The sequence below is a fragment of the Streptomyces sp. NPDC044061 genome (genome assembly GCF_056434305.1).
The window spans coordinates 60,882-77,677 of the sequence record NZ_JBWKFL010000038.1 but is presented as its reverse complement, the minus strand read 5'-3'; the positions used below and the strand labels follow the sequence as shown (position 1 = coordinate 77,677).

Annotated in this window: 17 protein-coding genes and 3 pseudogenes; 9 read left to right on the top strand and 11 right to left on the bottom strand. The window is 69.5% G+C overall.

The window, feature by feature from the left end:
• Positions 1–133, bottom strand: a pseudogene (locus AC07CM_RS40065) (pyridoxal 5'-phosphate synthase lyase subunit PdxS); the annotation flags it as partial.
• A 439-nt stretch (positions 134–572) separates the two neighbouring features.
• Between AC07CM_RS40065 and AC07CM_RS40060 the strand changes: the two are divergent.
• Positions 573–836: pseudogene (locus AC07CM_RS40060) on the top strand (IS630 family transposase); the annotation flags it as partial.
• Between the two features lie 9 nt (positions 837–845).
• On the opposite strand, the gene AC07CM_RS40055 reads toward AC07CM_RS40060, so the two are convergent.
• From AC07CM_RS40055 to AC07CM_RS40040, 4 genes are all read right to left on the bottom strand, one after another.
• A protein-coding gene (locus AC07CM_RS40055) for an IS630 family transposase (RefSeq protein WP_478881455.1) occupies positions 846–1,930 on the bottom strand; the annotation gives its coding sequence in 2 pieces (ribosomal slippage) (positions 846–1,484 and positions 1,487–1,930; 1,083 coding nt in all).
• 70 nt (positions 1,931–2,000) lie between these two features.
• A complete protein-coding gene (locus AC07CM_RS40050) occupies positions 2,001–2,636 on the bottom strand; it encodes a molybdopterin-dependent oxidoreductase (RefSeq protein WP_478881460.1) in 636 nt (211 codons plus the stop codon).
• A gap of 300 nt (positions 2,637–2,936) precedes the next feature.
• Positions 2,937–3,404, bottom strand: coding sequence for a hypothetical protein (locus AC07CM_RS40045; RefSeq protein ID WP_478881454.1), 468 nt, complete (start codon positions 3,402–3,404; stop codon positions 2,937–2,939).
• A gap of 177 nt (positions 3,405–3,581) precedes the next feature.
• A complete protein-coding gene (locus AC07CM_RS40040; RefSeq protein ID WP_478881453.1) occupies positions 3,582–3,764 on the bottom strand; it encodes a hypothetical protein in 183 nt (60 codons plus the stop codon).
• A 630-nt stretch (positions 3,765–4,394) separates the two neighbouring features.
• On the opposite strand from AC07CM_RS40040, the gene AC07CM_RS40035 reads away from it, so the two are divergent.
• From AC07CM_RS40035 to AC07CM_RS40015, 5 genes are all read left to right on the top strand, one after another.
• Positions 4,395–5,105 (top strand): DUF4232 domain-containing protein, encoded by a 711-nt coding sequence (locus AC07CM_RS40035; RefSeq protein WP_478881452.1) that lies wholly within the window; start codon positions 4,395–4,397, stop codon positions 5,103–5,105.
• Between the two features lie 154 nt (positions 5,106–5,259).
• Positions 5,260–5,604: a polyprenyl synthetase family protein gene (locus tag AC07CM_RS40030; RefSeq protein WP_478881451.1), complete on the top strand. Its 345-nt coding sequence runs from the start codon at positions 5,260–5,262 to the stop codon at positions 5,602–5,604.
• A gap of 12 nt (positions 5,605–5,616) precedes the next feature.
• Positions 5,617–5,898 (top strand): hypothetical protein, encoded by a 282-nt coding sequence (locus AC07CM_RS40025; protein WP_478881450.1) that lies wholly within the window; start codon positions 5,617–5,619, stop codon positions 5,896–5,898.
• A gap of 17 nt (positions 5,899–5,915) precedes the next feature.
• Positions 5,916–6,317, top strand: a complete 402-nt coding sequence (locus AC07CM_RS40020) for a TraR/DksA family transcriptional regulator (protein ID WP_478881449.1) — start codon at positions 5,916–5,918, stop codon at positions 6,315–6,317.
• Between the two features lie 508 nt (positions 6,318–6,825).
• The gene (locus tag AC07CM_RS40015) at positions 6,826–7,599 is read left to right on the top strand and encodes an enoyl-CoA hydratase-related protein (RefSeq protein ID WP_478881448.1); all 774 of its coding nucleotides are present in this window, start codon (positions 6,826–6,828) and stop codon (positions 7,597–7,599) included.
• A gap of 397 nt (positions 7,600–7,996) precedes the next feature.
• Here the strand turns inward: AC07CM_RS40015 and AC07CM_RS40010 are convergent, their stop codons facing one another.
• The 3 genes and pseudogenes from AC07CM_RS40010 to AC07CM_RS40000 all read right to left on the bottom strand — a co-directional run bounded on the left by AC07CM_RS40010 (position 7,997) and on the right by AC07CM_RS40000 (position 10,428).
• A complete protein-coding gene (locus AC07CM_RS40010; RefSeq protein ID WP_478881447.1) occupies positions 7,997–9,151 on the bottom strand; it encodes an NAD(P)-binding domain-containing protein in 1,155 nt (384 codons plus the stop codon).
• A gap of 215 nt (positions 9,152–9,366) precedes the next feature.
• Positions 9,367–9,812: pseudogene (locus AC07CM_RS40005) on the bottom strand (lysophospholipid acyltransferase family protein); the annotation flags it as partial.
• Positions 9,813–9,837: 25 nt separating this feature from the next.
• Positions 9,838–10,428 (bottom strand): TetR/AcrR family transcriptional regulator, encoded by a 591-nt coding sequence (locus AC07CM_RS40000; protein ID WP_478881446.1) that lies wholly within the window; start codon positions 10,426–10,428, stop codon positions 9,838–9,840.
• Between the two features lie 93 nt (positions 10,429–10,521).
• On the opposite strand from AC07CM_RS40000, the gene AC07CM_RS39995 reads away from it, so the two are divergent.
• Both AC07CM_RS39995 and AC07CM_RS39990 read left to right on the top strand, forming a co-directional pair.
• The gene (locus AC07CM_RS39995) at positions 10,522–11,406 is read left to right on the top strand and encodes an SDR family NAD(P)-dependent oxidoreductase (protein ID WP_478881445.1); all 885 of its coding nucleotides are present in this window, start codon (positions 10,522–10,524) and stop codon (positions 11,404–11,406) included.
• A 209-nt stretch (positions 11,407–11,615) separates the two neighbouring features.
• Complete coding sequence (locus AC07CM_RS39990) at positions 11,616–12,599, top strand: aldo/keto reductase (RefSeq protein ID WP_478881444.1); 984 nt, start codon at positions 11,616–11,618, stop codon at positions 12,597–12,599.
• Here the strand turns inward: AC07CM_RS39990 and AC07CM_RS39985 are convergent.
• Both AC07CM_RS39985 and AC07CM_RS39980 read right to left on the bottom strand, forming a co-directional pair.
• Positions 12,563–12,961 (bottom strand): helix-turn-helix domain-containing protein, encoded by a 399-nt coding sequence (locus tag AC07CM_RS39985; protein ID WP_478881443.1) that lies wholly within the window; start codon positions 12,959–12,961, stop codon positions 12,563–12,565. The two genes, AC07CM_RS39990 and AC07CM_RS39985, sit on opposite strands and share 37 nt — an antisense overlap.
• Before the next feature lie 46 nt (positions 12,962–13,007).
• Positions 13,008–13,112 (bottom strand): helix-turn-helix domain-containing protein, encoded by a 105-nt coding sequence (locus AC07CM_RS39980; RefSeq protein WP_478881442.1) that lies wholly within the window; start codon positions 13,110–13,112, stop codon positions 13,008–13,010.
• Positions 13,113–13,911: 799 nt separating this feature from the next.
• Between AC07CM_RS39980 and AC07CM_RS39975 the strand changes: the two genes are divergently transcribed.
• The gene (locus AC07CM_RS39975) at positions 13,912–14,913 is read left to right on the top strand and encodes an acyl-CoA desaturase (RefSeq protein WP_478881441.1); all 1,002 of its coding nucleotides are present in this window, start codon (positions 13,912–13,914) and stop codon (positions 14,911–14,913) included.
• 681 nt (positions 14,914–15,594) lie between these two features.
• On the opposite strand, the gene AC07CM_RS39970 is transcribed toward AC07CM_RS39975, so the two are convergent.
• The gene (locus AC07CM_RS39970) at positions 15,595–16,521 is read right to left on the bottom strand and encodes a hypothetical protein (protein ID WP_478881440.1); all 927 of its coding nucleotides are present in this window, start codon (positions 16,519–16,521) and stop codon (positions 15,595–15,597) included.
• Positions 16,522–16,796 lie beyond the last annotated feature (275 nt).

The following is a 16,796-nucleotide window of genomic DNA, read 5'->3' as shown; positions in this document are numbered from 1 at the left end:
CGGCGATCTTCGCCTGCTCCGGCGTGACGACGTCCATGATCACGCCGCCCTTGAGCTGCTCGGCCATACCGCGCTTCACGCGGGCGGTGCCGGTCAGCTCCTCTAGGGCCATGACACCAAGGTGAGCTGACATGATTGCCTCCTCTGGCGCTTTTGGATGCTTTCGTTGGTAGACCTCTTCTTGGCTCCCAATCTCCCGCCATATCCTTTGGTGGGCTGTCGTCCGGTCGGTGGGTCTGCTGGGGGAACGGCCCCGTCCGACCGAGGGACCCCACTCCCGCCGAACGCACCGAGCCGGCGGCACCCCCGGCCAAGACACAGCCGTTCCCACGGCACACCTCGCCACGCAGATCCGCCCTTCGACCAGGTCGTGTATCGACCTCCACCTCCGAGGTGACCAGCCGCCGCGGCGGAATCCGACCGGAAGGAAGCGCACGCGGCCGGGCTGCCGCATGTGAAGTCTGCTCAGTTGTCCTGGCTTCGCATCACCCAGGCCAAGCGCACCGGGGAACGCGCCTGTCTCGCCGAGGTGTCGGCGGTTGCGCCACTTACCATCCGTCATCAAGAAGCGGCTGCCGGCACATCCCCGCTTTCACCTGCACTTCACAGCGACCGGCTCATCGTGGCTGAACCTGGTGGAACGGTGGTTCGGCGAACTCACGCAGAGGAAACTCCGCCGTGCCGTCCACCGCTCCGTCCATGCCCTTGAACGCGACATCCGGGCATGGGGCGCCGACTGGAACGACAACCCCTGGCCCTTCGTCTGGACACCGACCGCCAACGAGATCCTCGACAAGGTCGCCGCTTACTGCCGGAGAATCTCTGACTCAGATCACTTAGAGGTCCTACTGACCTTTCCGTTGGGTTGTCGGGGTGATCGAAAGGCCAGTCTCGGTGAGGCATCCGTCGATGAGGTCGGGCCTTCGCTGGATGCGGCGCAGGCCGCTGCGGACGGCTCTGACGAGGTGCTCGCGGTCGGTGAAAACCATGTTGGCTGTAGCGGTGCGCCGCAGTAACGACCAGATGCCCTCGACCGGATTGAGGTCAGGTGCATAGGTGGGCAGTTGGATGATGGTGAGCCAGTCGTGCTCGGCCGCGTACTGACGTAATCGGCTGCAGCGATGGACATTCAGATTGTCCCAGACGACCACGACAGGGCCGCCGAGTTGGAGGTGAGCCCGGACGAGAAGGTCGCGGTAGTCCTGCCAGGTGAAGCCCCGGTGATCACCTCGGAGGTGGCCCTGAATACGAGGTCGGTAGATCAGCCGGCTGCGTTCGCCGGACTTGAAACAGGCCAGCGCGGCCATCGTGATACGGCCGCGTGAGGCGCCGTTGAACCGCACCACTGGTGTGGTGCCTTTCGGTGCCCAGGTGCGCGAGCGGTGCGACGTCATCGAGACCGCGGCTTCGTCCTCGAAGACCAGCCATGCCCCGAGCGCCGCAGCGGTGGCTTTGCGTGGGGCCAGGTCTCCTTCACCCAGCCGGCCACCGCCGTATCGTCACGTTCGACCGCTCGCCGCGCGGGCTGCTGACACGTCCAGCCGTGCCGCCGCAGCAGTTCCCACACACCGCGGATCGAGAGCGACACTCTCAGTTCGTCGGCGATCAGCAGTTGCACCCGCGTCAGCGTCCACCGTTCATCCGCCCAGCCCTGAGTCATCGCACCCTCCAGCAGGAGTGGCTCGAGCACGGCGAAGGCATCGTCGTCGATCTTCGGCCGCTTCGCCGGGCCCGACGTGCAAAGTGCCCTTCTTCCGCCCTCCCGCCAGGACCGTCGCCACCGTTCCACTGACCGCGCACTGACCCGGAGCCTTTGGGCTATCACCACGTTCTTCTCGCCCCGCGCGAAGCCGTCGGCGTCGAGCATGCGCACCCGCTCACGCACGGCCTGGCCTTGCGGAGTGAGACCACCGCCCTGGGCGTACCTCATGGCCACGAACTACCGCAGGGATCAAGCGATGTCACCCCCGACAACCCAACGGAAAGGTCAGTAGGACTTCTTAGGGCCCTTCTTTCGGATCTGGCCGGCTCTGAGCGGCGGCGCCTTCTGTCCGACCCGAGCGGGGTCTGGTGCGTGCAACTGCAGGTCGGAGGAGGGCGCCGACGCGATGGGGGTGCCCCGCGCGAGCGGAGCCGAGCGTGGGGGAGTTGGCAACCGACGACGAGGCGGCAGATGTGTGTGCCAGGCCCCGCGACCCCGACAAGCACCGGCGCCTTCGCCTACTCGTATCCGATCTCGGTGCCGTCGACGGTCGGCGGTGACGCTCCCGGCGTGGCGCTCTCGTACAACTCCGTGTCCATCGACGGGCATCCCGGAACGCGTACGCTTTGCCGGCGGAGGTGATCGGAGAGGCCGACGTGTGCATGACCAAGGCTCCGGCTCCCGGGCCGGCGCCCGCCTCGGCGAGCAGCAGCCGCAGCGGCACGCCGGTGCACTCGGCGGCGGCCGACCGTTGCCGCCGGCGAGGGTCCGGTGACCGGGCAGGCGTGGCCGGGGCCCGGTCGTTGCCCGCGCACTCCAGCGTCACACGTGTGGCGACTTGTCGGAACGAGAGCAGGTCGCAGAGGCTGAGGTCGAGCGGGTGGTATACCCGGCCGTCGACGGTGAGGTGCCAGGCGCCGGCTTGGGCACCCAGGGGATGTCGTAGCGCGTCGGGAGGTAGTGAAGTCCGGTCGGCGTGACGTCGTACCGCAGTGCCTCTTCAGCGGGAGGCCGTGGTTGCGAGTGGCGAGCGCGGCTTCCGCGGCCGCCATGCCTTCCTCGGCACCGGACGGCCGGGCGGCGGCGCTCACATCGGCGGTGTGCGAGCCATGGCCCCATTGTCCCCCTGTGTCCTCTGCGAGCGAGCGCCCCGAGCCGCGCCGTCGGGCGAGCTCGGACAGGACGGCACCGCGCACAGGCTACCCGTGCGCGGTGCCGGCTCCTCCCTCGACCATCAACCCTGTGTACCGCCCTGGGTATTGCCGTCGCCACCTTGCGTTCCGCCTTGGGTGTTCCCGTTCCCGCCACCTTGCGTTCCGCCTTGGGTGTTCCCGTTCCCGCCACCCTGCGTTCCGCCCTGGGTGTTCCCGTTGCCAGAGCCCCACGAGCCGCCGCTCGACCAGTTGTTGTGGTTGTGGTTGTAGCCGTTGCCGTACTGCCAGGGACCGTACGGCCAGTTGTCCTGGCCCTGGTGCCAGTAGGGCGGGCAGTGGTGGTGCCACCACTGCCACCACTGCCAGTACCACCAGTCGTTCTGGTAGTGCGGATAGGACTGGTAGTGCTCGATGGTCACGGGCGCAGCCGTTGGGGCCTTCGCCATCGGCGCCGCCTCGGCGCTGGCCACGCCGATTGTTCCGGCGGCCAGTGCGGCGACGCAGGAAACGCCGGCGATACGGGCTATGTGACGTCGGACGTTGAGCATGAGGAAACCTCGCTGTTCTCGCTTCTGGATGGACGGACTTGCGTGACTCATTCCAGTCCCGCAGGCTGCTGCTGTGTGTCCACCGGTCGGCGGAGCAACCGGCTGATGGGTGGGGAGACGAACGGGGGCCGCGCAGCGAGTTCCACGCGGCCCACGGCGTACCGCCGTACAGCACCTTCAGAGCAGTTCGGTCTCGTCCGGCGCCACGTGCACGGCCGTCTCCTCGGCGCCCGTCGCCCCCGTCCATCCATCGGCGACTCCGGTGAACTGGGTGACGGGCGCGGCCGGGGCGAGAATCGGTGCGAAGTACGCAGCGCCGCTGTTCACGACGGCGCCGAGATCCTGGCCGTCGATGTCCACGTTGATCGGCTGGTCGCGGTCGTCGCGTTGCGTTATACCGGGGGCCCGGGACTCTCCTCTGTGCGGTCGGGGTGCCAGGGCCGGTACGGGCGCGGCCCCGGTGGTTGAGGTTTACCCGTAGGGGTTGTCGTCCTTGGAGCCGGGCACGGTGCCGCGGCGAACGCTTACAGGAGCTTCAGCCGAAGGCTGAGCTCGCCATCGGGCTGCGCATCGATCAGGACCGCAATCAGGTGCCGGACGCCGACGGGCATAGCGCGGCCGTGGACATCGATGCCTGGAACCGACCTCTTGCCGCGCAGTGGATCCGCGACCGCCTCGGGGAAGCCGCACTTCGGATCGAACAGAACCTTCGCGGTGGAGGCCGGCGAACCGTTCCGCGGGCGGGTGGGCGCGCCTGGTGGCCTTCCCTGTGCCGCAGCAGCCGGAGGCGCTGCACCGCTGACGGGCACGGCGTGAACACCGGTGTGCCTGCGCCCAGTTGCCTTGTTACCGAATGCGGACAGATCGGGGGGAACAACGCCCGCCCGGGCGTCATCTCATGGGGTGCAGCGAAACAGTGGATGCGGTCGGCCGTCCTGCGGGAGCAGGGGGAGGTGCCGCGTTCTGACAGACCATGGGGGAGCTTTTATCATGACCATGCATCGTGTCCGCCGTACCGCCCGTTGTGCCGCCCTGGCCGCCGTCACCGCCGCGCTGGCGCTGGGCCTGACCGCCTGCGGCGGAGCCGACGACGGCTCGAAGGCGGCGGGCGCAGGCCACGCCGCCGGTACCGCGCAGAGCCGGTCCGCGTCCAACGGGGACGGTAAGGGCAGCGCGGAGCAGGCCACCAGTGGCGGTGACACCAAGGAGGGGGCACGCTCGGCGACCGCCTCGGGCGGGACGGACGAGATCGCGAGCAAGAGCACAACGGCCGGCGCCCAGCAGTGCCGCGGAGACGAGCTGCTGGTCACCGCGGTGCACCGGTTCGCCGGTCAGCCGGGCGACCACCTGCTGGTCACCGCGTCGAACGAGAGCACCACGCCATGCTGGGTCACCTCGTACCCGGCCGTGAAGCTCGGCGAGGACGTCGATGGCGCCGCACTGCCGCACTCGAAGAAGGACACCCCGGGCGGCGACAAGCACATCACGCTCCGGCCCGGAGACAAGGCATACAGCGCGGTGAACCTCTTCGACTACGGCTCGAAGAACCACACGGCGCAGTCGTTCGCCATCGCGCTGCGCGGCGCGGACGGTCACCACGGCCCCTTCTACTCGGTCGACACCAAGGGCCACAAGCCGCAGTTCAGCTGGAACGAGGCCGATGTGCTGAACTGGAACACCAAGAAGCCGTACGATTTCTGACAGCTCGTCGGCCAGTGGCGCGTCACGTCACCACCTTCCAGCACGTCTAGGTCAGCAACTCGCAAGGCTCTCTTGACCTGCGGCGCCGCCTGAGGGCGGCACCGGCGGACCCTCCACCCAATGCGTTTGGAGCGGATACGACCGCCTCGAAACCTTGAATACGTCGGGGCGTTCAAGAGCGGCCCGCCGGCTGGTGGCGCGACTGGCGGCCTCGCTGGAGCTGTTCCACACCTTCGCGCTGATCCACGACGATCTGATGGTCCATTCGGCCACGCGCCGAGGCCGGGGCGGGCCTCCACACTTCCTGGCGGTCCGTCACCGGAGTGACCGTCCGGGCGCTTCGGCCGAACGGCTCGGCGCCTCGGGCGCGCTGCTGGCCGGTGACGTGGCGCTGGCCTGGTCGGCGGAGTTGTTGCACACCACGCGCCTGCCCCCAGGCAGGCTGGCGGTCGCTTTGCAGCGTACGGACGTGATGCGAACAGAGGTGATGCACGGGTAGTACCTGGACCTGGTGTCCTCCGGCTTCCCCGGCCCGGACACCAACATCCGCTGCAAGGTCATCGGCTGCAAGACCGCCGACTGCACCTTCGCCCACCCCCTCCTGCCGGGCGCCGAACCCGCCTGCGCCGACGCAGTCGCCCCTGTCGGGCGTGTACGGAAGGGCCGCCAGCCGGCGCCGTCGTGTCCAGCCGCCGGCCATGTACGCGGCCCGCCCTCCAGCTTCCTGCCGTCGCAGGTACCGCACCTGCGCGGCGGCGCGGTACGGCTGGTCAGCGGGAATCGGGAACCGTGAATCAGTGTTCTCCCAGCATGGGCGATGCACCCCGGTACAGCCATGACGAGCCCGGCCCGGCCACCTTCTCGACCGCCCGCGCACGCCTCGCCGCGGACCGCGCCGACACCCTCGCTCGGGCGGCCGCGCTGAGCCGCGACTTCGACGGGATCGTCGCGTCGAACGCCCTGGTCGCGGTAGATGACGAGCACGACCCCGAAGGGGGCACCACCGCCTTCGAGCGGGCCCACGTCGCCGCCCTGATGACGCAGACACGCGAGCACCTGGAAGAACTGGACCGGGCACTGGAACGACTTGAACAGGGACAGTACGGGCAGTGCGAAGGCTGCGGCGGGACGATTCCGCCCGAACGCCTGGAGATCCGTCCGGCGGCGACCACCTGTGTCCGCTGCGCCCGACCCGCCCCACGCCGCGCCTGACATCGGCCATTGCCCGGCAGTCACCAAACGATCGTTCGGGCGGTCTCGCCGGCCATAGGCCCAGCACAGGGTCGGTGACGAGCCGACACCCGCGGCGTGAACGGCCGCGGCCCGGCTGCGGGTGTGGCCGTCGAGGAGCCGGGGCCACCGGCGCGGCAGAGCTGTAGGAGTGCGACGTGTGCGGCGTTCTTCCCCGGACGCAGGGTAGCTCCAGACCGTGACCACGACCTTGCCGCCGCCCGCGCCGCCAACCGCGAGCTGATGGCCCAGCTCAACCGCGCACGCGACACGCCCCTGTACCCAGCCTGAGGATCAGGTCACTGGTGGCTTGCTGCCGGGCGGCCCCCAGACGAGTGGCGTCCCCTGGTCGCGCTGGAGCAGCATCGGCTTTCCCATGCGGAGGACCCTGATGTTCCAGGGAACAACGTGGCGTTCCACAACCCAGGGGGAGCCGTGTTCGAAGTTCGGCACACGGACTCGGAACGTGGGCCAGGCGTAGGCTGAGATCATGGCCACATGTGAGTGGGTGATCGTGTCCACTCGGGGCGATTTCACCTGGGTCACCATGAATCATCCCCAGCGCAGGAACGCCCTGAGCAGGGAGATGCTGCGAGAGCTGCAGAAATCCCTGACAGAGGTGGCCGGCTCCCGGGCCACGGGGATCGTGCTGGCGGCCAGGGGACCGGTTTTCAGTTCCGGGCACGACTTCGCCGACGTGCTGGCCCTCGACGTTCAGGGCGCCCGCGAGCTGCTGGAGCTGTGCACCGACGTGATGCGGCTGGTCGAGTCCGTCCCCCAGGTGGTGGTGGCCCGGGTGCAGGGGCTGGCCACGGCCGCCGGGTGTCAGCTGGTGGCGTCCTGCGATCTGGCCGTGGCGGGTGACCGTGCCGGGTTCGCCCTTCCCGGTGGCAAGGGGGGCTGGTTCTGCCACACCCCTGCCGTGCCAGTGGCCCGCTCCATCGGACGCAAACGGCTGATGGAGATGGCCCTGACCGGTGACGTGATCGACGCCCGCACCGCCCTGGACTGGGGCCTGATCAACCAAGTCGTACCCGACAACGAGCTGGACACAGCGGTCGAGGAACTCCTCACCCGCGCCACCCGCGGCAGCCCGGCCAGCAAGGCGCTGGGCAAGCGCACCCTGTATGAGCAACTGGACCGCCCTGAAGCGGACGCCTACGACATTGCTTGCCAGGTCATGGCCGACTCCTCCCAGACCCCGGCAGCCCGTGAAGGCATCGCCTCCTTCCTCGGCAAACGCCCACCCCACTGGCCCGAATAGCACCGAGGGCGGCCGACGTCATGGAGTTCGGCTGCTGGAGAGGTGATCGGGGCGCTGGCAGGGAAAGTACGCGGACACCGCAGATGCGGGCTTGGCATGCCCAGCGGATACGCCGACACGTGCCGGCTGCCAGTCCAGGGAGAAGGTGCGGCCTGCCCCCCGGGGGTGCGTAGGGCGAGGCCGACGGGGCAATCGCCCGGCGCGCACCTGCGCGGATCGGAAAAAGGAGGGGGCGCGGCCGCGCCTGTCAGTGGCAGGTTGGACACCACCTCCAACGGCCATTTCTGCCCTGCGGCACTCTGCGTCGCCCGGCCACGCCGCCGAACCGTGGGCGGTGCGTGGGTACCGTCGGCAGGGGGCACCGGGGGAGCGCTCTTGAGCGGGTCGGGTCTTCTCGTCAAGCCCAGCGGGCCTGCAAGTGCCGCAGGAGGATGGTCGCCGCGGCCGGCGCGGCTTTGACGAAGCCCAGAAACGGGCCAAAGTCCTGGGTGGCTGCGAATCCGGTGAGATAGAGGCCGGGAACGGAGGTCTGGAAGTTCTCGTCCAATACCGGAAACCCGTTGCGGGTGGCGATCTGCTCCAGGAGACCGGTCAGGTAAGGGACACGTGCCAGATCGGGTGCGTACCCGGTGGCGAACACCACCTGATCAGCTGTCAGGGTTTCGGAATTGGACAGCGTGACCTGTACGGAGTCACCGGTCGCGCCGCCGTCGGCCTGGACGACATCGGTGTCCGGCCACAGGTGCACCACCGCGGGGTCCAGCCGGGCAGGCAGCCATGGTTCCAGAGTCGCCCGTCCGGCCCGCCAGCACCGCATGACGACCGCCTCCCGTTCCATGGCCGTCAGCCGACGCCACCACCCGGTGACCTGCAGGGTGCTGTCGATGTAGTCGTCGAAGAACGCCCAGCTCACCGGCTCGAAGCGCGGAACGGGATGGCGGTGGACGATGTCGACGTGTTCGGCATCGTGCTCGGCCAGCAAGGCCGCCCACTCGTACGCGCTCTGCCGACCCCCCACGATCAGCACACGTCGGCCCGCCAGGTCGTCGAAACGAACCAGGTCACAGCTATGGGCTGCCCGACGTGCCGGCACACCGGCCGCCCACGGAGGCAACTGCCGGAAATAGCAGACACCAGGAGCGGCGACCACGACCTCGGCACGCAGCCGCCCGCCATCGGCGAGTTCCGCTTCAAACCCCGTCTTCCGCCGTGCGATGTCTCGCACCAGTCCGGACCGGACCGGCACCTGCTTGACGCGGCGGAACCACTCCCCGTACTCACGAAACAGACCCACGGGGACCGGGAGGACCTCGTCACCGGTCAGCCCCTGCTCTTCCAGATAGGCCTGAAGCGTGTGCACTCCCGCGGCGTCCAGATGCCAGTCGACCCCTGAGCGCAGCAGCATCCCGTCGGGCATGTGCTCATGCCAAAAACCCATCGACTGCCCGACCACCTGCGCGTCAATGCCGTAATCGCGGGCGAGGGCGGCCGCTGAGAGCCCGAACGGTCCCGCACCGACGACGAGCACATCGGCGGAGAGGGTTTCGTCCATGTCGGGCTTCCTTCCGGCCTGCGGATCCGCGGGCACCAGCAGATGCGTGTGACGCGACCGAGCCAGGACACCTCACCCCCGGGCCTGGCCTCTGCATACCCGGCGGGGTCGGCTCCGGCCGAGACACTCTCGTCCCTCACGCCATTCCACCGCACACGGCGCACGCGAGCATCACGGCCGTCGCGGACCGGCGACCGACGAGACCGTGACGGTCGCGCGTACGGGATCTGATCGGTGACGGCCCGCAGCACCGTCTTGTGATCCGCCACCCCGCAAAGCGCGAGAGGTCCAGCGGTTCCCCGAAACGGATCGTGGCCGGCCGGATCCTGGGCAGGACACGTGCCGGGGGCGGGATCTCGAAGGTCCCCACCACTGTGCACGGGATCACCGGAACCTGCGTAGCCAGTGCCATGACCGCCACCCCGACCTTGCCCTTGTACAGTCGGCCGTCCGGGGAACGCGTGCCCTCCGGATAGATCGCGAGCAACTCGCTCTCTGCCAGTACCCCCAGCCCCTATCGGATCGCTGCCCGCCCCGCGGTCCTGCCCGACCTGTCGATCGAAATCTGCCCGGCGCCGCGGAGAACGAGCGCGGTCAGCCAGTACTTGAGGCCCGGCGCGGTGAAGTACTCCGCCTTGGCCAGGAACGTGATGCGCCGTTTTGAGGGGGGCGAGGCCGGAGCCGGGTCACGAGCTGGACGCCGGTCTGTCCGCTCCGTACCGGAGGCCGTCGAGGAGCAGGTCGAGGAGGCGGCCGGCCCGTTCGCGTTGGTCGGGAGCGCTGGTGATCAGCGCGACGCCGGCCAGGCTGAAGCCGACATCGAAGGGGTCGACGTCCGGGCGCAGGAGACCGGCGTCGGCGCCGGCGTGCAGCAGGGTCCCGAGCGCGGTGCCGAGCTTCTCGAGGGTCTCGGCGAAGGGGTCCGCACCGGATGCGACCGCGGCCCGCAGCGCGTCCGCCATGCCCTGCTTGGCAGCCAGGTAGTCGATGAAGTCGTCCATCCACAGCCGGATCGCCCGGTCCGGCGCATTGTCGGCGAGCAGCTTCGCGGCGCTGTCGCAGACACGGGCCAGCTCGTTGCGGTAGGCCGCCTCGACCAGCGCCTCGCGCGTGGGGAAGTGGCGGTAGAGCGTGGCCGAGCCGACGCCGGCGGCTTTGGCGATCGTGTCGATCGCGACGTCCGGGCCCTTCTCGGAGAAGGCGCGCACGGCCGCTTCGAGGATGCGCTCCCGGTTGCGGCGGGCATCGGCGCGCAACACGCTCGGCTTGGTGGTCAAGGCTGCTCCCTTCGTCAGGGGACCAGTCTAGCTGGACAACCGGGGAGTTCCCCGATTACCGTTGCAGATAACTGGGGAACTCCCCGGTTACGGGTGTCGGCCCGTTGTGCTGCCCAGGCAAGGAAGACCCTCATGACCTCCCCGAAGACAGTTCTGATCACCGGTACGTCCTCCGGCATTGGCCTGGCCGCCGCCATCGGCGCCGCCCGGGCGGGTTGGGCGACGATCGCCACCATGCGCGACGTCGGCAAGGCCGAGGCCCTGCTCAAGGCCGCCGCCGAGGCCGGCGTCGAGGACCGGATCCAGGTCAAGCGCCTGGATGTGACCGACTCCGCCGGCATCACCGCCTGCCTGGACGAGGTCGTCGCCGAGCACGGCCGCCTGGACGCGCTGGTCAACAACGCCGGCGCCGCCCAGGTCGGCACCATCGAGCAGAGCAGCGTCGACGACGTCCGCGCGGCCATGGAGGTGAACTTCTTCGGCGTGGTGGCCGTGACCCGGGCCGCCCTGCCGCACCTGCGTGCGTCGAAGGGCCGGGTAATCACCGTCAGTAGCGTCGGCGGCGTCGTCGGCCAGCCCTTCAACGAGGCGTACTGCGCGGCCAAGTTCGCCGTCGAGGGCTTCATGCAGTCCCTCGCGCCGGTCGCCGCCACCGTCGGCGTCGATGTCACCGTGGTCGAGCCGGGCGCGGTAGCGAGCGAGTTCGTCGCCAACCTCGGCCTGGACGTCCCGACGCTGCTCGCCGCCGCCGGGCCCTACGCGCCGGCGCTTGAGGCCTACCTCACCCGCACCCGGCAGTCGTTCGGCAACGCCCAGTCCCCGGCCGAGGCAGCCGCTCCGATCGTCGACGCCCTGACCGTCGCCCGCCCGCCCTTCCGTATCCAGACCTCGCAGTGGGCCCGAGACTTCGTCGCAGCCACCCTCGCCGACCTCGACGGCTCCGCCGTCCAGACCCTCACCGGTACCTGGGTGCGCTGACCGCGCCGCGTCCCGGTGGGTGCACCGCCGACGCCGGGCGCGGCAGCCGCACAGCATCCCGTCCGCCCGCGCCACACCGCCGCCGCGCCCCGCCCGACCGCGACCGTCGCCCGACCGCACCCGGTCCAGACCGAGGGCCGAAGCCCATCCGACGCACAACCAACCAGTCACACACCGCGGGATGACCCGCAACAGCAAGGAAGATCACCATGGAACTCCGCACCCTCGGCAGCCAGGGCCTGACCGTCTCCGCCGAAGGGCTCGGCTGCATGGGCATGAGCGCCTTCTACGGCACCACCGACGAGGCCGAGTCCCTCGCCACCATCGACCGCGCCCTGGAGCTGGGCGTGACCCTGCTGGACACCGCCGAGAGCTACGGCCCGTTCATCAACGAGCAGCTCCTCGGCAAGGCCCTCGCCGGCCGTCGCGAGCAGGCCGTCGTCGCCACCAAGACCGGCATCGAGTTCACCGACGACGGCACGCTCGTCGGCCACAACGGGCGCCCCGAGTACATCCGTCGTTCCCTGGACCGCTCGCTGCGCCACCTCGATACCAGCCACGTCGACCTCTACTACCTGCACCGGGTCGACCCGCAGGTCCCGATCGAGGAGACCGTCGGCGTTATGGGCGACATGGTGGCCGCCGGCAAGGTCCGCTACATCGGCCTGTCCGAGGTCGCCCCGCAGACCATTCGCCGTGCCCACTCCGTCCACCCGATCACGGCCGTCCAGACCGAGTACTCGCTCTTCGAACGCGGCATCGAGGACGACGGGGTCATGGCCACCCTGAACGAGCTCGGAATCGGCCTGGTCGCCTACTCGCCGCTCGGACGCGGGTTCCTGTCCGCTGCGATCACCACCCCGGACGACTTCGCCGCCGACGACTTTCGCCGCACCGACCCGCGCTTCCAAGGCGAGAACTTCGCCAGCAACCTGGCAGTGGTCGACGAGGTTCGACGCATCGCAGCGGCCAAGCAGGTCTCGCCATCCCAGCTGGCTCTCGCATGGGTGCTGCACCAGGGCGCGGTCGCCATCCCTGGCACCAAGCGCCGCCGCTACCTGGAGGAGAACGTCGCCGCCACCACGGTGACGATCACCGATGAGGACTTGGCCGCCATCGAAGCCGTCGCACCGCGCGGCATCGTCTCCGGCGACCGCTACGCCCCCGAGCTGATGCAGAACCTCAACGGCTGACCCTCGGGGCGTGTCGGCTGTCTGCGGCCACCCCCGCAGGTTGCCGTGGAGGTGGCCCTATGGAGTGCTGAGCAGCCGCCGGTGGAACTGCGGAAACCAACCGCCTGGTCGCCGAGGCCGCGCTCCGGCCGTGGACGAGTGCCGCCAGGGTCCTTCCACCTGGAGCCAGATCTCCTTCCCCCAGCCGGCCACCGCCGCCTCGTCCCGCTCCATGACCGGCGGGCGGGGAGCTGACAGCTCCAGCCATGCCGCTTCAACAGAGTCGCGACGCCTTGGACGGTGTAGCTCTTGTGGAAGCGGCACCCGATCAGGGTCTTGCTCTGCGGCAGGGACCAGGTCTGGTCCGGCCAGCCGTGCGCCACCGGGCCTTGAACAACTCATGCTCCAGCACGGTGAAGAGTTCGTCGCTCAGCAACGGCAGCGACGCCGGCCCCCCTTCGAGACCAGAGCTCTCGGCCCGCCCTGGGACCACGCCTTGCGCCAGCGTTGCACCGACCGGACGCTGACCCGCACGTCATGACCGATGACCGTATTCTCAGCCCCCTGCCGGAACCGCTCGGCCGCCCGCCTCGATCCGCAACCTCTCCCGGAAGGCCCGCCGCTCGTCGGTCACGAGGCTCCCGGCGCCAGCGGTCCCAGCGTTCTCGTACGCACGGCTCGTCCCGCTCCGCGGCGATCAGCGGGAGCAGTCGCGGAGCCAAGGCGTTGATGAAGTCGTCGTCGTGGGCGCTGATGGACCAGGCCGAGGTGATACCCATGTGAGGACCGTACGAGGCTCCACTGACAAGCTCGGTTCCAGCGGCGCCGGCTGACCTCCTCATACACTGTTGCAGCTCCTCAGGACGCCGTTCACGGCCGTTCAGACAAGCGGAAAGCGGTAGCCGCTCAGACGACCGGCTGCGCATGAACGCAGATGAACGGCCTCGACTAGGCCCTGTCCAACAGGTCGCTCGGAGCTGCCATCACGACTGAGCTGCAAGGCGTGCTCGCCCCTGGGCACCTGGAGCATGACCTGGTGTCCCCGGCCAGTTTCGCTGCGCTGCCACCCCTGATGCGCCTTGCGCCTCGCGGTGCGGAGGCGCGCGTCCTGGCGGGGGAGAACCTCGAGCGTGCGACGGGGCACCATGGCGGCTAGGGACGGCGAGTCAGTCCCGCGACGTTCATGCCCTGGACATTCGTGACGACCTGCGCGGATGCCGCCCGGTGCGATCGTGAGGCCCGGACCGCGGAGCGTGCCTGAAAACGTACGGGAGTGTGAGCCAGGTCGGTCCGGCACCGGCTCCGGAAAGGCTTGAGCGAGGGCGAGGAACCGATGAAGCCGAGCGACGTCGACCGTACCGAACAGACCGTCAGCGAACATGCAGCCGATACCGAGGCCGGAGTCAAGCCGCTGCTCGACGCCCCCCAGACGGCCGCGGCGGCGGCCGCGATGTGGACCTTTGTCGTGGGCCCGATGATCTGCCTGATCGTCGCGGTGCCCTTGGCATGGGGATGGGGATTGTCCGCGCTGGACATCGGCATGGCCGTGGTCGCCTACCTCGTGTCAGGCTTCGGCCTCACGGTTGGCTACCACCGTCTCTTCACACACCGCTCGTTCAAGGCACGGCGGGGCCTGCGCATCGCTTTGGCCGTCGCGGGCTCGCTGGGGGTCGAGGGATCGCCGGTCCAGTGGGTGGCGAACCACCGGCGCCACCATGCCTTCGCCGACCGCGAGGGTGACCCGCACTCGCCCTGGCGTTACGGGACCGACACACGCGCACTGCTCAAGGGACTCCTCCACGCGCACATCGGGTGGATGCTGAAGCGCGAACTGAGCAACCGGGCCAGGTTCGCGCCCGACATCGCCGCCGATCCCGATCTGCGGCTCATCGGTCAACTCTTCGGACCCCTGACCGCGGTCTCGCTCCTGTCCCCGGCGCTTGTCGGCGGGTTCGTCACCGGTACCTGGACCGGTGCGCTGACCGGGTTCTTCTGGGCCGGCCTGATACGGATGGCGCTGCTGCACCATGTCACCTGGTCGGTGAACTCGATCTGCCACGTCGCAGGCAGGCGCCCCTTCGCCGGCCGGGACAAGGCCACCAACTTCTGGCCGCTCGCAGTGCTGTCCTTCGGTGAGAGCTGGCACAACTCTCATCACGCCGACCCCACAGCCGCGCGCCACGGCGTGCTGCCGGGCCAGCTCGATCCGGCAGCACGCCTCATCTGGGTGTTCGAGAAGCTTCGCTGGGTCCACGATGTGCGTTGGCCGAGCTCGGACCGTTTCAGCGCTCGACTGCTGCCCAAACCCGGTTCCCCGAACCAGTCCACGGGCTGACGCCGCTCGGACAACGTGTCACCTCGGTTCCCGCTTGTGTGCCCCCGGCACGATTCGAGACGGCCGCGGGCAGCTCGGTGGTGCCCATGGGCCCGGAGTCCTGTGCGCCCTGGGCGGCCCCCACGACGGTCGCCACCGCTTCCTCGAAGTCCTGGCGGGCTTTGGCTACGCGACCGAAGCCGGGACCGAGCAGGTCGTCGACACGGTTCACGATCAGCGGTCCTCTTCGGTGACTGCGGTGAGCGGGGCGTAGTGGTGGGCGAGTTGCTACCAGGGGCGCGCCAAGCCAAGTCCGTTCTTCGTCCAGCCGACGCTGAAGCGCGGAACGAGGGTGGACGGGGCATGGCACCCTCCGGTGTACGGGCTGCGGGAGTACGGCAAAGCCGAGCACCAGAACGTCTTCGAAGTACCGGCTGAACGACTGCACCAGGCTGTGCAGTGCACTCGCGCCGAGTACAACGGTCGGTCAAGGAGTGGGCCCGGGAGGACCTAGTGCTCGCCGCGGACCTGGCCGAGGCCGCTGCCGCACGCCACCGGTGACCAGGACGTCCCCCATCACCGGCTCGCCTTCCGCAGGCATTAATCCGCCGGACACGGCAGAAGGGCCGCCCTGGTGCGATCGGGCCCCGGGGCGGCCCTTCTCCCTGTCTCCGGCCGGACGGAACGTGCAGCTCCGCGGCGCTAAGCCCGCCACCGCAGCCCGTGCCGCCGCCGCAACCGGTGAATCTCCCACCAGGCCACCGCCGTCACCGACACCGGGCCACCGAGGAACGCACAGACCGCGAGCGGCACCGGGCCCGGCGGGAGACCGCCCGCCGACAGGCCGAGGAAGGCGAACACCCAGACCAGGACGGAGGTGACCAGCGCGGGCAGCGCCGCATGCAGGGCGCACAGGTTGAAGGCGTGGCGCAGCGCCGGACCGGAGGCGAAGCACAGGAAGAAGATCACCCACCAGAACGGCGCCCAGCACACGAACATCACGGACACCCAGAGGAGCAGGTTGGCGCTGCTGGGCAGCAGACTCATACCCGCGCCCGCCGCCGTGAACAGCAGCGGCACCAGCGTCCAGGCACCGAAGTACCACAGGGCCGACCGGCCGGCCGGCCACAGCTGCGTCCGCATGGCCCGCCGCGTCCCGGGCCTGGCCGCCCAGAAGAGCAGCGTCACCACCACCGCCGCACTCAACAGCGCCAACCAGGGCGCGAACAACAGCCGTTGCAGGACCTGCTCCGGTACCTCCGCCACGTCCTGCCATCCACCGAACACGGCCACCAGCGCCGCCGACATGGCGAGGGCCACCCAGGTCCGCACCCGCTGCACCCGGAGCACCTCGGGATCCTCGACGTGTCCTTCCGGGCGCACTGGGAAGACCCAACGCGCCACACGGCGTGCTGTACGGGCCAGTTGGTAGCCGACCAACAGCGGCACGGTCAGCCACCACAGGCACGGGAGGAACAGCACCCACACCATCCCGGCGGGCACCTGCTCCCGCCGCCCCCGCAACACCTCACCCAGCGGCGGCCATTCGTCCTCACGCAGCCGTCTCCACAGCGGCGTGTACGGCCGCGGCGGTCGTCGTACCGACGGGTGGGGTGCGTTGATGCTCATGCGCGTCCCTTCCACGGTCCCGGTAAGGGACGCGACCCCGCCCGGCCACGGTTCCCGCACAGACGCCCCGAGCTGCCGGGGCGCACCGCACCGTGGCCCCGGCGCCGGGCATGAGGCGGCCCCCGGTCCGTACTGATCGGGGGCCGGGCCGTTCACACTCGCTCGTGCTCGCACCTAACCCGCCACACCCAACGTCCACACCCCGAGCAATCACCCAACGTGTCGCCACACATCGCCGGCAGTCCTAACGATGTGTCAGGGGCGTGGCCCCTTTC

Coding starts and splice junctions, on each gene's coding strand:
- AC07CM_RS40045 (WP_478881454.1), bottom strand. CDS start 3,404: ATGCTCAACGTCCGACGTCACATAGCCCGTATCGCCGGCGTTTCCTGC.
- AC07CM_RS40035 (WP_478881452.1), top strand. CDS start 4,395: ATGACCATGCATCGTGTCCGCCGTACCGCCCGTTGTGCCGCCCTGGCC.
- AC07CM_RS40020 (WP_478881449.1), top strand. CDS start 5,916: ATGGGCGATGCACCCCGGTACAGCCATGACGAGCCCGGCCCGGCCACC.
- AC07CM_RS40015 (WP_478881448.1), top strand. CDS start 6,826: ATGGCCACATGTGAGTGGGTGATCGTGTCCACTCGGGGCGATTTCACC.
- AC07CM_RS40010 (WP_478881447.1), bottom strand. CDS start 9,151: ATGGACGAAACCCTCTCCGCCGATGTGCTCGTCGTCGGTGCGGGACCG.
- AC07CM_RS39990 (WP_478881444.1), top strand. CDS start 11,616: ATGGAACTCCGCACCCTCGGCAGCCAGGGCCTGACCGTCTCCGCCGAA.
- AC07CM_RS39975 (WP_478881441.1), top strand. CDS start 13,912: ATGAAGCCGAGCGACGTCGACCGTACCGAACAGACCGTCAGCGAACAT.
- AC07CM_RS39970 (WP_478881440.1), bottom strand. CDS start 16,521: ATGAGCATCAACGCACCCCACCCGTCGGTACGACGACCGCCGCGGCCG.